The sequence below is a fragment of the Mannheimia kashgarensis genome (assembly GCF_041807705.1).
GTDB lineage: Bacteria > Pseudomonadota > Gammaproteobacteria > Enterobacterales > Pasteurellaceae > Mannheimia.
Genome location: NZ_JBGTYY010000009.1, coordinates 22162 through 36744, shown reverse-complemented (window position 1 = coordinate 36744; position 14583 = coordinate 22162). Strand labels below are relative to the sequence as shown.

Below are 14583 nucleotides of genomic sequence, written 5' to 3'. Positions count from 1 at the left end.
TGCAAAGAAATTGTTAAAAATGATCGCTTGTTTTGTATTTTTCTACAATTTTTACGCTAAAACTGCACCGAGGTAAAGCACAAATTTTTGCTCTATGTTATTGAAAGATAAGCCAGTAATCTGCTCAATCTTCTCTAGCCGATAACGAAGGGTATTTGAGTGGATAAACAATTTTTGGGCAGCGTGATCCAGATCACAATTTGCAAAAAAATAATGGCGAAGGCTCTTTAACAACACCTGTTTTTTATCTGAAGCCAGCAATGCTTGGAACGGAACAAGTAAGGTTTTTGCCTCCCAAGAGTGGCTAAAGCTATGTAACAAAGCAGGCAGTTTGAAATCTTCAAAATGGATAATCCGCTTACGGCTTTGGATCTGCTCAGCATAGTTGAGGGTGTGGCGAGCGGTTTGATATGAAATGTTGGTTTGCGATAAATTCTCAACCGCCAACCCAACCACCGTTTTAAAGGAAATATCGGGGTCAGCCAGTTTATTTAACGCATTGCGAATGAGCGATTTATCATTCGATAAATTATTCAGTAAGGCGATTTTATCTAAACTAATTACCGCTGTGAGCAAGGTGGGGAAATGATGCTCAAAGAAATCTATCAAGTGTTGTAATTTCTCAGCTGTTGGCGTATTCACTTTAATTAGTATAACCGAGAGCGGTTTTGCAAAATCTTGCTCAAAAAAGACCGCTTGTTCGTGAATTTCTGCCGTACTTAATGTGCCGTTGAGCAACGCCCGCACAAACTCTTCACGATAACGCCGCTGCCAGCGTTCCTGCTCTAACTCAAAAGCTTGCTGCATAATCAGCTCGGCCGCCATTTTGACTAATTGAGCATATTGGCGGATCTGGGCAGGCTCGCCTGAAATGCCAACCACACCCACCGTAGAGCCGAGATAGTGCAATGGTAAATTAATGCCTGCTTTTGCCTCGTAGTGCCACTGTTTTGCAAGATTTTCATCAATTTCGACCGCTTGATCTTGGCGTAACACCAACACCGCCCCCGTGTGCCGTTGCCCGATGCGAGTAGCATCACCAGAGGCAATAATCACACCCTCGCTGTCCATCACATTGACGGAATTGGGAATAATCTGCATTGTGCGTCTGACAATGCGGTCGGCAATGGCTCGGTTGAGTTTCATATTTTATCCTGTTGTTCAGCACCGCCTAGTTAGCGTTTTAACAGCGAGAAATGCAAAAACTCCACAAAATGATCCGCCCAATGCATTTCGTGGTGGATTTCGTTTGCCATAATGCGTAGGCAAATGTTATCCAAAGGAACACCAATCCGAATTAACGACTGATAATAGTTTAATGAGCAGTCAATGTAGGTTTGATTCATATTAGAGATAAAGTGTGAATCAATTTCATCGCCTTCATTTGTGCCAACTTGAATAAACACTTTAGTGTTTGGTTGGATTGGGTGCTGGTGCGTAAATCGTAGAAAATCGGGCTCGCTAAACCAAGAGGCAAGCGAGAACACGCCTAAATGCCCGAAAATGTGAGGGTAAGCACTTCCCATATAAGCAGTGATAATGCCCCCCATTGAGCTACCTGCAAGCAGGGTATGTTCTCGCTGTGGTTTGGTACGGTAATGAACATCAATAAACGGCTTCACACTTTCCACTACCCATTTTGCATATTCTCCACCTAAACCACCTGCGTTTTTGGTTTCTGGAGTAGAACCTGTAGTTGTTTTCCAAGGGCCGTATTCATCTAAACGATCTTTGCCCGCATTATCAATACCGACAATAATCATTTTCGGCAATTCTTGCTGCGATTTAATAGTTGGGATAATTTTCCACGAATGACCGGAGTAAGACTCTTTGCTGTAAAACACATTCTGTCCATCGTGCATATATAACACGGGATAATGTTCCCATTTTTCTTGATGATAATCTTTCGGCAACAATACACGAATACGGCGATGATGGTGTAAATATGGCACATATAAAAAATGTTCCTGCATTTCCAGATAGTGATGATTGAAATGTTTATGTGCCATTATATTTATTCCTTTTTGATATTAAATGTTGTCATAATGTTATTTTACATCTTAATTTTATGGTGAGAAACAAGCGGTCATAAAAAGTGAATTTTTTGCAAATCCAAGCAATCGTTTGCCTTATTCTTTTTGGATATATTAAGACAAACTGTGATCTAAATCACAGTAATTTTAGCTAGGCTTGGGTAAAATTCTCCCCGATATTTTACATAAAGGAGAAGGCTATGCAGGCTTCATTACAAGATATTCTTGATGTAGTAAAAGCAAAAAACTTAACTTATCAACAAAAGTTGATGAGCTTAGGCAACATTGCTGAGCGGTTATTTAACCCTGTCGAATTACTTGGTTACACCGAAGAAGAATGGGCCTATATTAACAATCAGATGATTTGCGATTTGAACGAAGGTTATGCAATTTACCGTCCTCGCTATATTCTGCCTGATTACAATGTTTATATTCAAAAGGGTTGTAAATTCTTAGACTTACCGCCACCAACTAATCTTGATGAAGCCCTAGATGGCTTATTAATTATCTACTCACACGTTCCATCAATTACCACTTTCCCTGTTTATATCGGGCGTTTAGATGAATTGTTAGATCCGTTTATTACCGATGAAGAACAAGATTACATCAAAATCAAACGTTTCTTAAATCATATCGATAAAACCATTTCAGACTCATTCTGCCACACCAATATCGGGCCTTATGACACCAAAGCTGGTCGCTTAATCTTAAAAGCGGTGATTGAGCTTGAAAATACCACCCCGAATATGACCATTCGTTATGATAAAACCAAAACCTCTCGTGAATTTGCCGAACTTGCAGCGAAAGCCTGCTTGCTGGTTTCTAAACCCTCTTTCGCTAATGATGCCTACTACCGCCAAGATTTAGGCGATGAATACGGCATTGCGAGCTGTTATAACGCCTTACCAGAATGCGGCGGAGCTTACACCTTAACCCGTTTACGTTTAGGTACTATAGGGCGTGCTTGTGCAAGCGTTGATGAAATGGTGAATGAACTATTGCCAAAAGTAGCGAAATTAGCCCTTTCGACAATGGACAAACGCCATAAATTCTTAGTGGAAGAAAGTAATTTCTTTGAAAGTAGTTTCTTAGTACACGAAGGCTTTATTAAACGCACAAATTTCACGGGAATGTTTGCGATTGTAGGGCTTGCTGATGCAGTCAATCATTTATTAGCACAAGAAGGCCTAAACGAGACCTTTGGGCAAAGCAAGCGTGGTGATGAAATTGCTACCTTGATTATGGATAAACTCCAAGAAGTGAATGATGCTCACAAAGGCGTATATGCAGAACGTACCAACGATCACTATTTATTGCACGCTCAAGTTGGGGCAAGCAACCACGAAGAAGATAAACTTAATACGCCAGCTCACCGCATTCGTGTTGGGCAAGAGCCAACACTATTGGCACATTTAAAACAATCTGCGCCTTTCCATAAATATTTCCCATCGGGTACGGGCGATCTGTTTGCGTTTGACCAAACCTACACCGACCATTTAGATGCTGTGGTGGATATTATTGATGGTTCATTTGAACAAGGTTATCGCTACATTACCACTTATTTGAAAAATACCGATTTAATTCGAGTAACGGGCTATTTAGTGAAGAAAAGCGAGGTAGAACGCTATCGCAAGGGCGAAGCCGTATTGCGTGATACCACTTGGTATGGCGCAGGAACGGACGATTGTGCTAAGGTGTTCGATCGTCAGCTTCGTGATGAAGAAAACGTGAATGCGGCATAATAAAATGGCTGCACTTGCTGATATTTTTGTGCCGTTGCACCGCATTATTCCCTTTTCTAATGTGGAAGGACAGGGCAACCGCACAAGTATTTTTCTACAAGGCTGTAAGCTAAATTGCTTGTATTGCCATAATCCGGAAACGATTCCTCGTTATACGGAGGAAGCAAAACAGGTTAATTTGCAGTACTTATATGATCAAGTGATGGAGGCGGTGCCTTTTATTCGAGGGGTAACCATCTCGGGGGGTGAGCCAACCATTCATCACAAAAAATTAGTGCCGCTGTTTGAAGCTCTTCGCCAAAAAGGTTTAACTTGCTACTTAGACAGCAGCGGCTTTTTTGATTTTGAAGCCACAGAGCCGTTAATTGAGGTTACCGATAAATTTCTGTTTGACCTTAAAGGCGATGGAGCAGGTTTACAAACGCTGTGCTTTGATCGAAAAAATCAAGCAGGCAAAGTGCCAGAACAGGTAATCCCAACGGTGAATCATATTAAGCCTGAAAACTTGGCACGTAATTTGCAAAATTTAGCCAAATTATTACCGCTTGATAAAGTGGAAGAAGTACGTTTGGTTTACCTTAATGAGTTTTATGATGCCTATCATTTGCTTGAGAAAGTAGCTCAATTACTCAAGCCTTATCCAGATGTACTACTCAAAATTATTCGAGTTCATACTAAAGGAGCAAGGGACGAAGAGGGTTTAGCCCACTTTGTACCAAGCATTGAGCAAACAGATAAACTAGCGGCATTTGCTAAACAGTGCGACATAAACAAAATTATTACTATCTACTAACGGAGTTCTCTATGGATATATTCATTAGCATTATCGGCATATTTGTCCTATTAGGTATTGGGGCTTTACTCTCTAATAATAGACGTGCAATCAATTTGCGAACGGTATTTGGGGCATTAGCCATTCAAATTGCTTTTGCTGCACTGATTCTTTATGTGCCGGCTGGACGTGATGCGTTACTTGCCACCGCAAATGGCGTGAGCAAGGTCATCAATTACGGGAATGAAGGGATTTCATTTTTATTTGGTAACTTAGCTGATCCAAGCAATAGCGGCATTGGCTTTGTGTTCGCTATCAAAGTATTACCAATTATTATCTTCTTCTCTGCCCTGATTTCATTACTCTACTACATTGGTGTGATGCAATGGGTGATTAAAATTATTGGTGGTGGCTTGCAAAAATTACTTGGCACTTCACAAGCAGAATCAATGTCAGCAGCAGCGAATATTTTTGTTGGACAAACAGAAGCTCCATTAGTGGTAAAACCTTATATCAGCCGAATGAGTGATTCAGAACTCTTTGCGGTAATGGTGGGCGGAACAGCCTCCATCGCAGGTTCTGTAATGGCAGGTTATGCAGGAATGGGCGTACCTTTAACTTACTTAATTGCAGCCTCATTTATGGCAGCTCCGGCTGGTTTGTTATTTGCGAAATTAATGTATCCACAAAATGAGCGCATTTTAGATCAAATTGATGAAAGCGTTGAAGTTGAAAAGCCAAACAATATAGTAGAGGCTCTTGCTAACGGCGCAAGTTCGGGGGTATCTTTAGCCATTAACGTTGGTGCAATGTTAATTGCCTTCATTGCGGTCATTGCGTTACTTAACGGCATTATCGGCGGAATTGGTAACTGGTTTGGACGTGAAGATTTAACACTACAAATTCTCTTAGGTTATCTGTTCCAACCGCTTGCCTTTATTATTGGCGTGCCTTGGGAAGATGCAGATATTGCAGGACAGATGATTGGTATGAAATTAGCAGTAAATGAGTTCGTTGGCTATCTTGAGTTTACAAAATACCTACAACCTGATTCAGTAGTTCAACTAAGCGATAAAACCAAAGCCATTATTACTTTTGCATTATGTGGTTTTGCGAACATCAGCTCCATTGCGGTATTAATTGGTGGTATTGGTAGTATGGCTCCAAATCGCCGTTCAGACATCGCTCGCTTAGGTTTTAAAGCGGTGATTGGCGGAACCCTTGCCAACTTAATGAGTGCAACCATTGCTGGCTTCTTTATCGGCTTAAGTGGTGTGGCTTTAGGTTAATATAAAGGTTTATACAAGCGGTTAAAAAATGCTGCTAGATTGCAAATCTAGCAGCATTTATTTTTAGTTAGATTGATTATTAATTCAAGGTTCCCCACAGATCGTATTCATCTGCATTGATAATAGTTACGGAAATCACTTGACCGACACTTACCTCTTTATTTTCAAGGTTATCCACATACACTACACCATCAATTTCCGGTGCATCAGCCATTGAACGTCCGATAATGCCTTCTTCATCAATTTCATCAATAATAACAGGTAAAGTTTTACCAATTTTGGCTTGTAAACGCTCAGCTGAAATTTGTTGTTGTAACTGCATAAAGCGGTGGAAGCGTTCCTCTTTTACCTCTTCCGGCACTTGGTCTGGCATATCAGTTGCTACAGCCCCTTCAACTGGGCTGAATTTAAAGCAACCAACACGGTCAAGCTGAGCTTCTTTTAAGAAATCGAGTAACAGTTGGAAATCTTCCTCTGTTTCGCCCGGGAAGCCAACAATAAAGGTTGAACGCAGCGTTAGTTCCGGGCAGATTTCACGCCATTTTTTGATACGCTCAAGGGTTCTTTCAATAGAGCCTGGGCGTTTCATTGCTTTTAAAATTTTAGGGCTGGCGTGCTGAAGTGGAATATCCAAATACGGCAGAATTTTGCCTGCTGCCATTAGTGGGATTAAATCATCAACGTGAGGATACGGATAAACGTAATGCAAACGCACCCAAACACCCATTGAGCCTAATTGCTCGCAAAGTGTGATTAAGTTGCTTTTAATCGGCATACCGTTCCAGAATACCGTTTTGGTTGCTTCTTCTTTTTTGCGATCTAACGAGTAAGCAGAGGTGTCTTGCGAGACAATTAATAACTCTTTTACGCCAGCATCTACCAAGCGTTTTGCTTCATCTAACACCTGCACGATAGGGCGGCTTTCCAAATCGCCACGCATTGATGGAATAATACAGAATGTGCAGCGATGATCGCAGCCCTCTGAAATTTTTAAGTAAGCGTAATGCTTCGGTGTAAGTTTTACACCTTGCTTTGGCACTAAGCTAGTGTAAGGGTTAAACTCTGGCTTCGGCACATATTTATGGACGTGGTTCATTACCGCTTCATAGCTATGCGGACCTGTAATTTCCAACACTTTTGGGTGAACTTCACGGATTTGGTTCTCTTTTGCCCCTAAACAGCCTGTAACGATCACTTTTCCGTTTGCTTCTAAGGCTTCACCAATGCTTTCTAATGACTCTTGCACTGCAGAATCAATAAATCCGCAGGTGTTTACAATCACTAAATCAGCATCTTCATAGCTTGGAATAATATTGTAACCATCAGCACGCAGCTCAGTTAAAATACGTTCGGAATCAACTAAATTTTTAGGACAGCCTAAGCTGATAAAACCAATATTCGGGGTAGCACTCATATCACTCTCAACAATTAAAAAAGAAAATGCCTACAATTTTTGTCTTGTAGGCAAAAAAATTAGCGAGATTTTACAAAAAATTACCGCAAATAGCGATAACAAGCGGTCATTTTTTGATAAAGTTTTGCAACTAGTTAGTCAATATCATTCAACATTGCCAACACAATAGCGGATGATTTTTCTGCCGCTAAAGGTAAAAATTCTTCAAATGATAGATGAGATTCTTTATCTGCCACATCAGAAACCGCTCTCACAATCACAAATGGCACGCCAAAACCATTACAAACTTGTGCAATCGCTGCCGCTTCCATTTCTACCGCAACCACATTTGGGAAGTTTTGGCGGATTTCGTTAATTTTCTCTTTGCCATTGATAAAAGCATCGCCACTGCAAATTAAACCTGAAACCACATTAAAACCAGCTTTTTTCGCTTCTTTTTGGGCAAGTTCGACTAATTGTTCGTTTGGCTCAAAGGCTGCCGGGTTGGCAGGAAGTTGCCCGATTTCATAGCCGAAAGCAGTTACATCAACATCGTGATGGCGGACTTCGGTTGAAATAAGAATATCGCCCACATTTAAGTTTGAGTCTAAACCACCCGCAGAGCCTGTGTTAATAATCATATCAGGTTGTGCGAGCTGAATAAGTAATGTAGTGCCGATGGCAGCCGATACTTTACCAATGCCGGATTGTAATAACGCAATGCGAGTGTTGTTAATTTTTCCTTCAAAAATTTTACAGCCTGCTAATTCAGTTGTTTTTGGCTCAACCATTAACTTACGTAAAATTTCAACTTCCTGTGCCATCGCACCAATAATACCAATCTTCATTTTTGCTTTCCTATTTATATTAATTACTAAAAATACACCACATTAATAATGTGGCGGAGGTGTTTCTTCTGAGCGTGAGGCAACTTGGCTGAGTTGCGCTCCTTTTAATTTTTCGGCAATGTGGCGAATTTGCGTTTGTAGCTTATCGATTGCAAATTGTTGGTCAATTAATGATTGATTTAATTCCTCAATAATCATCTCTTGAAAGGCTACTTTTGTTTCTAATTCGGTAATTCTTGCCGATAATGTACAATTATTATCCATTTTTATGAAAAAAAGGTTGTGTGAAATGAAATTACACTTTACCCTATCTAGAATTTTCTTAACAGTTATTTTTATAAGGAAAAATTATGTTAAAAACTAAATTATCATTAGCGGCTGTTATTGCAGGTGCTTTTTTCGCCACAAATGCAATCGCACAAGAGAAAGCAGATCCAAAATTTGTTGATGACTCTTCTTATGCAGTCGGTGTGTTAATGGGTAAAAACATTGAAGGTGTGATTGAATCACAAAAAGAGATTTTTACTTATAACCAAGATAAAATTTTAGCGGGTGTACAAGACACGTTAAAGAAAACAGGCAAATTAACTGATGAAGATTTACAAAAACAGTTAAAATCTTTAGATGCTTATTTGTCAGCGAAAGAAGCTAAAATTAACGAAGAAAAAACGAAAGCCACTGTTTCTGCCGGTGATAAATTCCGTGCAGAGTACAAAAAACAAGCCGGTGTGAAAGAAACCTCTTCTGGCTTGCTATACAAAATTGAAAAAGCAGGCGAAGGCGAATCGCCAAAACCGCAAGACTCCGTTAAAGTTCACTATAAAGGCACTTTAACCGATGGTACGGTATTTGATAGTTCATACGATCGTGGCGAGCCGATTGAATTCCAATTAAATCAATTAATTCCGGCGTGGATTGAAGCAATCCCAATGTTGAAAAAAGGCGGTAAAATGGAAATCGTTGTGCCACCAAAATTAGGCTATGGCGAGCGTGCGGCAGGCAAAATTCCGGCGAACTCAACCTTAAAATTTGAAATTGAACTATTGGATTTCAAAGCGGCAGACGCTAAGAAATAATTGACATTCAATTCTCATTGAACCTACACAAGCGGTTAGATTTATTATAAGATTTGCAAAAAATGTAATAAAACTAACCGCTTGTAATTTATATATGACCCAAAAATTCACGCCTTTTTCCGATGAAGATCACGCCATTCTGGCTTCTTACTTCCCGATTGTAGATGGCATTGCCGCTTTAATTGGCGAGCATTGCGAAATCGTGCTGCATTCATTAGAGTTTCTTGAACATTCCGCTATTTATATTGCCAACGGACACAATACCAGCCGCAAAATCGGCTCACCGATTACAGACCGTGCTTTAAAATCACTGCACCATATGGCAACCGATAGTGTGTCTAAGCCTTACTTCACAAAAGCAAAAGGCGGTGTGCTGATGAAATCGATCAGTATTGCGATTCGTAACGGCAAGCAACACGTTATCGGTTTACTCTGTATTAATATCAATCTGGAAGTGCCAACCTCTCAATTTCTAAGTTCTTTTATTATGCCGCAAGATGAAGCTGCGGAAGTTACCTTTGCAAGTTCGGTAGAAGATTTGGTGGCTCAAACCATTCAAACAACCATTGATGATGTGATGGCGGATAGATCGATTTCTAACAATAATAAAAATCGCCAGATTGTGATTTCGCTGTTTGAAAAAGGGATTTTTGATATTAAAGATGCGATTAACCAAGTAGCGGAAAAGTTGGATATTTCCCGCCACACGGTTTATCTCTATATTCGACAAATCAAGCAGGATAGTGAGTGATGGATTATGTATTAGCGATAAAATCCCCCGTTTACGGCTCGCAGGGGGCATTTCTTGCCTACCAAGTGGCGGAAGAGTTGTTACAAGCACATCACAATATTTGCCAAGTGTTCTTTTTTCAAGAAGGGATAAGCAATGCCAATGACTTGGTAAATCCGGCAAGCGATGAAGTTAATTTAGTCGAAAAGTGGAAAAATTTGGCAAAATCGCACCGCTTGCAGCTGCATTTGTGCATTGCTGCCGCTCAACGCAGAGGCGTGGTTGATGAACAAACTACCGCCACTTCCACCACAAATGTGGCGGAGGGTTTTACCCTTGCAGGCTTGGGAGAATTTAGCCAAGCAGTGTTAAAAGCCGATAGACTTCTCACGTTTTAAAATGAAAAAATATAAACTCGCTTTTTTATTCACACAGCCGCCTTTTGGCTCTTCGGTAAGTCGTGAGGGGCTAGACGCTCTGCTTGCGGCGAGTGCGTTTTGTGATGAGCAGGAGATCTTAATCTGCTTTATCAATGATGGCGTGTTTAACTTACTGGCTAATCACCAACCTGAGCAAATTCTGCAAAAAGATCATATCTCAACATTTAAATTATTAGACCTTTACGACCTAACAGAATGTTTTGTTTGCCAAGAATCGGTAAGTTCTCGTGGTTTAGATAATGCAAAATGGATTTTGCCTAATATGCAATTCTGCCAAGAAGTAGAAATCATCGAATTACTGAATCAAGCCGAAAAAATAATGACTTTTTAAGGAAGTAGAATGCTTTATACCCTATCCAAAGCACAATATGATAAAGAAACCTTGAGTATATTAAATCATATAACCGAAAATGACACCGTTGTATTATGGCAAGACGGCGTATTACAAGCGGTCAAAAATCCACAATTTTTTGCAAATTTGCCCCGTTGTTATCTCTTAGAACAAGATGTAACGGCAAGAGGATTGCAACAATCGCTCTCGGAATTTCGCACTATTTCATTAGCAGAATGTGTGAAATTAACCGAACGTTATTTCCCTCAAATTGCGATGTAATTTCCTTTGTAATAGCTTATAAATTGGATTATGATGGGAGCCACCTTAAAAGGAGAACTTACTATGAGAACAAAATACCTTGTTTCTTTACTGGCACTAGCCCCTGTTTTTGCTGCTGCACAACAAAATAATCCAACTTGGGTTGATAAGCAACATACAAAAGCAAGTAACACATTGGATCGTTGGGCAAACAATATTAATGATTGGTTAGGCGATGCCGACCCAGACAAACCCGGCACGGCTTCATTACGTGTAATACTAGACAGCCGTTGGGATAAACACGACAAATTTACGGTGAAACCTCGTGTTCGTGGTAAAATCAAATTGCCCGTATTAAAAAAACATCTAAATGTGGTATTTGGTGATGACGAACTTGATAACGAATTAACCGATAAAAACCACGTTGGTAAACTATATAAAAATGTTGATCCGAAAAAACATTATAACTCCCGTGAAGCCCGTGACTCTAACTCGTCAATCGGTTTGCGTTGGTCTGATGGCATTAAAGAATTAGGTATTGATACTGACTTCGATATCGGTATTCGTTCAGGTAGTGATATTTATGGGCGTGCAAGAATCAGCAAAGATTGGCAAATTACTAATCAATTTAGCACTCGTCTAGAACAAATCTATCGTTACGGTACAGAAAGTAAGCACTATTTACGTACCAATTTGGAAAATAAATATACCGAAAACGAAACTACATTTATTATGAACCATACTCACTTTGAGTATCGTAAGGACGTAGATGAAGAGAGAAGCTGGGGACACAGTATTTATCGTCAGCACAATTTCAAACCGCTTACGCATATCAGCTATGGTCTTAACTTCGGTGGGCGTTTAGATAAAGATTTATCAAGATTTAATCATTGGGGGCCATTCGTGGCTTACCGCCAGCCAATTTGGAGTAACTGGCTCTTTATCCAACCGGAAATTAGTTTCTACAACGATAAAGACAGAGACCGTAAACACTTTGTTCACACCTTTGTGCGTTTAGAAGCGATTTTCTAATTCAAAATAAAGCAAAGAATTCCCTGCTTTATATTTGCAAACTTTTCATTAATTTTGACCGCTTGCTATTAGTAAAAATCCCTCTTCGGCAGAGGGATTTTTAACGCTTGAATGTGTTATTTCGCAACCGTAGCTTTAATCAATTTTTCGGCTTTGGCGAGATTGTTTTCCACATCAGCATAAGGAGTATTAGCGTGTGCAACTACTTGTTCAGCACTGTTTAGCATTACCTCTACTTTACCTTTACTCGCCTCAGTTACCAGCACTTTCAACGGCAGCTGTAAGGCTAACATCGGATCTTTCACCATTAATGGCGTGCCGGCTTTTGGTGTACCATAAACTAACACTGTCGCCGGTTGCATTTCTAAGCCGGCTTGTTTGGCAGCCGCCTGGTGATCGATTTCGGCAAAAATCGTCATTCCTTTTTCTTTTAAAGTGTTAGATAAGGTGGTCACTGTGGTTTCGAAATCAAACTTGCTTTCAAATACCATTGGTTTAACGTCAGCAATATCTGCCATTGCCACGCTACTCATTGCTAATGCAGAAACTGCAACTGCCTTTAAATTCATTTTTTGCTCCTAAGTGAGTTGTTTACAAATAATAAAATTAGATAATACCCTGTTCTTCTAATTTTCCTAAGAAATAAGGCATTTGTTTACGCCAAGTCGGCCAGTCGTGGTCGATATCAAAGCCCCAATAGTCAAACCACGCCTGGATACCTTTTGCCTTAAAGGCGTCTTGCAAACGACGGGTGTCTTCAACGTGTTGCTCTTCCCAAGCACCTTGCCCAACCGCGATGACATAATGGTTTTGACGATAACGTTCTAAGAACCAATCATCAGTTTGTCCCCAAACATAATCAATCGGTGAGTTAAAATATACTGCGTTATCACCATAAAACTCACCACTAAAAAAGCGTGCGTCATAAACGCCGCTTAAGGCGATGGCAATATCAAACAGATCCGGGTGGCGTAGGGCAAAGTTTACGGTATGGAATGCTCCCATACTGCAACCTGTTGCCATCATTGTACCGTTCCATTGTGATTCGTGGCGAATTAACGGTACAAGCTCGTGAATAATGTAGCGGTCATAAGCGTTGTGAGCCAATGCCATATCGTGTCCTGATTTGTGTTTGGATAACCAAGATTCCGCATCGTAAGAATCAGGCGTGTAAAATTTGATTAAGCCACGTTCAATAAAGGAACGGCACGCCTCAATCATTCCGAAATTGCCATACTCGTTTTCATTGCCGCCGGAGGAGGGGAAAACAATAACTGGTTTACCTGCGTGTCCGTAAACGTTGAACGACATTTCACGACCTAATTCGCCACTCCAGTGGCTTCTTTTTTCAAAATGCATAGTTCACCTCTTATTGTTTAGCTTGTGCGAATTGTGCGATTTCACGCATTTGTTCCATTGTTTCGGTGCGAGCTAAAATGCCTTTCTCGCCCATCACTTTGGCAAATACGCCCGGTACGGTTTGCACGCTGATAATATTGCCTGCAAACTTCTCACATACGGCTTCGATTGAGTTTACATAGTTTTGGTTTGCTTTGCGAGAAATATACACTACGTTCCAAGGATGCTGAATATCGGCATAGAATTTGTTTTCTTTCACAATATTGGCAAATTCACGGAACACATCGAAATCGTTGGCGTAGTTCCACATATCAATGGTTAAACCGCCCGGTGGACGGCAGTTGATTTCAAGTGGTAAGATTTCCTCTTTTTTACTGCCTTTCACACGGAAAAACTCAAAGTGGAAGAAGCGTTCTTTTACGTTAAAAGCATCCACGCATTTTTTGCCCATTTCAACCAGTTTTGGAGAAATCTCACGTGGAACGTAGTAATACATATCGCCATCTTTAGATACGGTATCTAGTACTGCTTCAGAATATTCTAGGCTAGAGTAGAACACAATATTGCCTTCGTGGTCGGTTAAACCATCAAAAGTAATAATATCGCCATCAATAAACTCTTCCATAATATATTCAACGGTTGGCGTTTTATAACCGAAGAAAGCTTCTAGCTCTTCCGCAGTTTTGATTTTGTAAGTATCGCTCGCCCCAACCCCTGAATTTGGCTTGATGATTACCGGGAATTTAAGCTGTTTTACTAATTTGCGGGCATCTTCATCATCTTTAAACACACGCCCTTGAGCCACTTTTAAGCCTGCTTTACGGAAAACTTCTTTCATTTGAGCTTTGGTTTTAATGGCTAACATATCGTCCGTTTTATAACCAAAGACGTTGAAATCGGTACGCAATTTCGCATCTAATTCGAGCCAATATTCATTGTGCGATTCAATGCGGTCAATTCGCCCGTATTTATGGGCAAAGTAAGCGACTGCACGATAAACTTGTTCGTAATCTTCCATATTATCTACACGATAATATTCAGTCAGGGAATGACGCAAATTTTCGCTCAATGATTCATAAGGGGCATCGGCAATTCCAAGCGTATTAAAACCGGCTTCACGTAAACGTACCGCAAAGGTTTCAAAATTGGTCGGGAAGTGAGGGGAAATCATCACAAAATTTAGAGGTTTGGACATAAGTTTTCCTTTCGAGTTTGCATATTATTAATTCAATAAAGTGATTGTAGGCGAAATTAATTAAATTGCAAAATATATTCAA

Annotated in this window: 17 protein-coding genes; 9 read left to right on the top strand and 8 right to left on the bottom strand. The window is 40.3% G+C overall.

What is annotated here, in order from left to right; genetic code table 11:
- Positions 1–51 precede the first annotated feature (51 nt).
- Positions 52–1146 carry a CdaR family transcriptional regulator gene (locus tag ACERCF_RS05725; RefSeq protein WP_373624940.1) on the bottom strand — a complete coding sequence of 365 codons (1095 nt, stop codon included), beginning with the start codon at positions 1144–1146 and terminating at the stop codon, positions 52–54.
- A gap of 29 nt (positions 1147–1175) precedes the next feature.
- A complete protein-coding gene (locus ACERCF_RS05720) occupies positions 1176–2009 on the bottom strand; it encodes an alpha/beta hydrolase (protein ID WP_373610182.1) in 834 nt (277 codons plus the stop codon).
- Between the two features lie 224 nt (positions 2010–2233).
- Here ACERCF_RS05720 and ACERCF_RS05715 point away from each other — a divergent pair, with 224 nt between their 5' ends.
- Genes ACERCF_RS05715 through ACERCF_RS05705 form a run of 3 tightly spaced genes read left to right on the top strand, consistent with a single transcriptional unit; the run spans position 2234 to position 5836 of the window.
- Positions 2234–3775, top strand: coding sequence for a YjjI family glycine radical enzyme (locus tag ACERCF_RS05715; protein ID WP_373624939.1), 1542 nt, complete (start codon positions 2234–2236; stop codon positions 3773–3775).
- Positions 3776–3779: 4 nt separating this feature from the next.
- The gene (locus ACERCF_RS05710) at positions 3780–4568 is read left to right on the top strand and encodes a 4Fe-4S cluster-binding domain-containing protein (protein ID WP_373624962.1); all 789 of its coding nucleotides are present in this window, start codon (positions 3780–3782) and stop codon (positions 4566–4568) included.
- Positions 4569–4579: 11 nt separating this feature from the next.
- The gene (locus ACERCF_RS05705; RefSeq protein ID WP_373610184.1) at positions 4580–5836 is read left to right on the top strand and encodes a NupC/NupG family nucleoside CNT transporter; all 1257 of its coding nucleotides are present in this window, start codon (positions 4580–4582) and stop codon (positions 5834–5836) included.
- Positions 5837–5915: 79 nt separating this feature from the next.
- Here the strand turns inward: ACERCF_RS05705 and rimO are convergent, their stop codons facing one another.
- From rimO to ACERCF_RS05690, 3 genes are all read right to left on the bottom strand, one after another.
- On the bottom strand, positions 5916–7250 hold the full coding sequence (gene rimO, locus ACERCF_RS05700; RefSeq protein WP_373624938.1) for a 30S ribosomal protein S12 methylthiotransferase RimO: 1335 nt from the start codon (positions 7248–7250) through the stop codon (positions 5916–5918).
- Positions 7251–7384: 134 nt separating this feature from the next.
- A complete protein-coding gene (mtnN, locus tag ACERCF_RS05695; RefSeq protein ID WP_373610186.1) occupies positions 7385–8077 on the bottom strand; it encodes a 5'-methylthioadenosine/S-adenosylhomocysteine nucleosidase in 693 nt (230 codons plus the stop codon).
- 42 nt (positions 8078–8119) lie between these two features.
- Positions 8120–8341, bottom strand: a complete 222-nt coding sequence (locus ACERCF_RS05690; RefSeq protein ID WP_373610187.1) for a SlyX family protein — start codon at positions 8339–8341, stop codon at positions 8120–8122.
- 86 nt (positions 8342–8427) lie between these two features.
- Here ACERCF_RS05690 and fkpA point away from each other — a divergent pair, with 86 nt between their 5' ends.
- The 6 genes from fkpA (at position 8428) to ACERCF_RS05660 (ending at position 11947) form a co-directional block, all read left to right on the top strand.
- Positions 8428–9153, top strand: a complete 726-nt coding sequence (gene fkpA, locus ACERCF_RS05685; RefSeq protein ID WP_373624937.1) for an FKBP-type peptidyl-prolyl cis-trans isomerase — start codon at positions 8428–8430, stop codon at positions 9151–9153.
- Between the two features lie 94 nt (positions 9154–9247).
- The gene (locus ACERCF_RS05680) at positions 9248–9904 is read left to right on the top strand and encodes a helix-turn-helix transcriptional regulator (protein WP_373624936.1); all 657 of its coding nucleotides are present in this window, start codon (positions 9248–9250) and stop codon (positions 9902–9904) included.
- A complete protein-coding gene (tusD, locus tag ACERCF_RS05675) occupies positions 9904–10281 on the top strand; it encodes a sulfurtransferase complex subunit TusD (RefSeq protein ID WP_373610290.1) in 378 nt (125 codons plus the stop codon). The genes ACERCF_RS05680 and tusD overlap by 1 nt, the downstream gene beginning before the upstream one ends.
- 1 nt (position 10282) lies before the next feature.
- Entirely contained in the window at positions 10283–10654 is a 372-nt protein-coding gene (tusC, locus tag ACERCF_RS05670; RefSeq protein ID WP_373610190.1) for a sulfurtransferase complex subunit TusC, read from the top strand.
- A 9-nt stretch (positions 10655–10663) separates the two neighbouring features.
- Complete coding sequence (gene tusB, locus ACERCF_RS05665) at positions 10664–10936, top strand: sulfurtransferase complex subunit TusB (RefSeq protein WP_373610191.1); 273 nt, start codon at positions 10664–10666, stop codon at positions 10934–10936.
- A gap of 63 nt (positions 10937–10999) precedes the next feature.
- Positions 11000–11947 (top strand): hypothetical protein, encoded by a 948-nt coding sequence (locus ACERCF_RS05660; protein ID WP_373624935.1) that lies wholly within the window; start codon positions 11000–11002, stop codon positions 11945–11947.
- A 116-nt stretch (positions 11948–12063) separates the two neighbouring features.
- Here the strand turns inward: ACERCF_RS05660 and ACERCF_RS05655 are convergent, their stop codons facing one another.
- From ACERCF_RS05655 to ACERCF_RS05645, 3 genes are read right to left on the bottom strand one after another with little or no spacing between them, the layout of a single operon-like run.
- Positions 12064–12516 (bottom strand): DUF302 domain-containing protein, encoded by a 453-nt coding sequence (locus tag ACERCF_RS05655; protein WP_373624934.1) that lies wholly within the window; start codon positions 12514–12516, stop codon positions 12064–12066.
- Between the two features lie 37 nt (positions 12517–12553).
- Entirely contained in the window at positions 12554–13306 is a 753-nt protein-coding gene (locus ACERCF_RS05650) for an esterase family protein (RefSeq protein WP_373624933.1), read from the bottom strand.
- Positions 13307–13316: 10 nt separating this feature from the next.
- The gene (locus tag ACERCF_RS05645) at positions 13317–14501 is read right to left on the bottom strand and encodes an ATP-grasp domain-containing protein (RefSeq protein WP_373624932.1); all 1185 of its coding nucleotides are present in this window, start codon (positions 14499–14501) and stop codon (positions 13317–13319) included.
- Between the last annotated feature and the right edge of the window lie 82 nt (positions 14502–14583).

Excerpts from the sequence above, each read along its gene's own strand:
- ACERCF_RS05725 (WP_373624940.1), bottom strand. The coding sequence starts at position 1,146 with ATGAAACTCAACCGAGCCATTGCCGACCGCATTGTCAGACGCACAATG.
- ACERCF_RS05680 (WP_373624936.1), top strand. The coding sequence starts at position 9,248 with ATGACCCAAAAATTCACGCCTTTTTCCGATGAAGATCACGCCATTCTG.
- rimO (WP_373624938.1), bottom strand. The coding sequence starts at position 7,250 with ATGAGTGCTACCCCGAATATTGGTTTTATCAGCTTAGGCTGTCCTAAA.
- ACERCF_RS05660 (WP_373624935.1), top strand. The coding sequence starts at position 11,000 with ATGAGAACAAAATACCTTGTTTCTTTACTGGCACTAGCCCCTGTTTTT.
- ACERCF_RS05650 (WP_373624933.1), bottom strand. The coding sequence starts at position 13,306 with ATGCATTTTGAAAAAAGAAGCCACTGGAGTGGCGAATTAGGTCGTGAA.
- ACERCF_RS05715 (WP_373624939.1), top strand. The coding sequence starts at position 2,234 with ATGCAGGCTTCATTACAAGATATTCTTGATGTAGTAAAAGCAAAAAAC.
- ACERCF_RS05655 (WP_373624934.1), bottom strand. The coding sequence starts at position 12,516 with ATGAATTTAAAGGCAGTTGCAGTTTCTGCATTAGCAATGAGTAGCGTG.
- mtnN (WP_373610186.1), bottom strand. The coding sequence starts at position 8,077 with ATGAAGATTGGTATTATTGGTGCGATGGCACAGGAAGTTGAAATTTTA.
- ACERCF_RS05710 (WP_373624962.1), top strand. The coding sequence starts at position 3,780 with ATGGCTGCACTTGCTGATATTTTTGTGCCGTTGCACCGCATTATTCCC.
- ACERCF_RS05705 (WP_373610184.1), top strand. The coding sequence starts at position 4,580 with ATGGATATATTCATTAGCATTATCGGCATATTTGTCCTATTAGGTATT.
- ACERCF_RS05720 (WP_373610182.1), bottom strand. The coding sequence starts at position 2,009 with ATGGCACATAAACATTTCAATCATCACTATCTGGAAATGCAGGAACAT.
- ACERCF_RS05645 (WP_373624932.1), bottom strand. The coding sequence starts at position 14,501 with ATGTCCAAACCTCTAAATTTTGTGATGATTTCCCCTCACTTCCCGACC.
- fkpA (WP_373624937.1), top strand. The coding sequence starts at position 8,428 with ATGTTAAAAACTAAATTATCATTAGCGGCTGTTATTGCAGGTGCTTTT.
- tusD (WP_373610290.1), top strand. The coding sequence starts at position 9,904 with ATGGATTATGTATTAGCGATAAAATCCCCCGTTTACGGCTCGCAGGGG.
- ACERCF_RS05690 (WP_373610187.1), bottom strand. The coding sequence starts at position 8,341 with ATGGATAATAATTGTACATTATCGGCAAGAATTACCGAATTAGAAACA.
- tusB (WP_373610191.1), top strand. The coding sequence starts at position 10,664 with ATGCTTTATACCCTATCCAAAGCACAATATGATAAAGAAACCTTGAGT.
- tusC (WP_373610190.1), top strand. The coding sequence starts at position 10,283 with ATGAAAAAATATAAACTCGCTTTTTTATTCACACAGCCGCCTTTTGGC.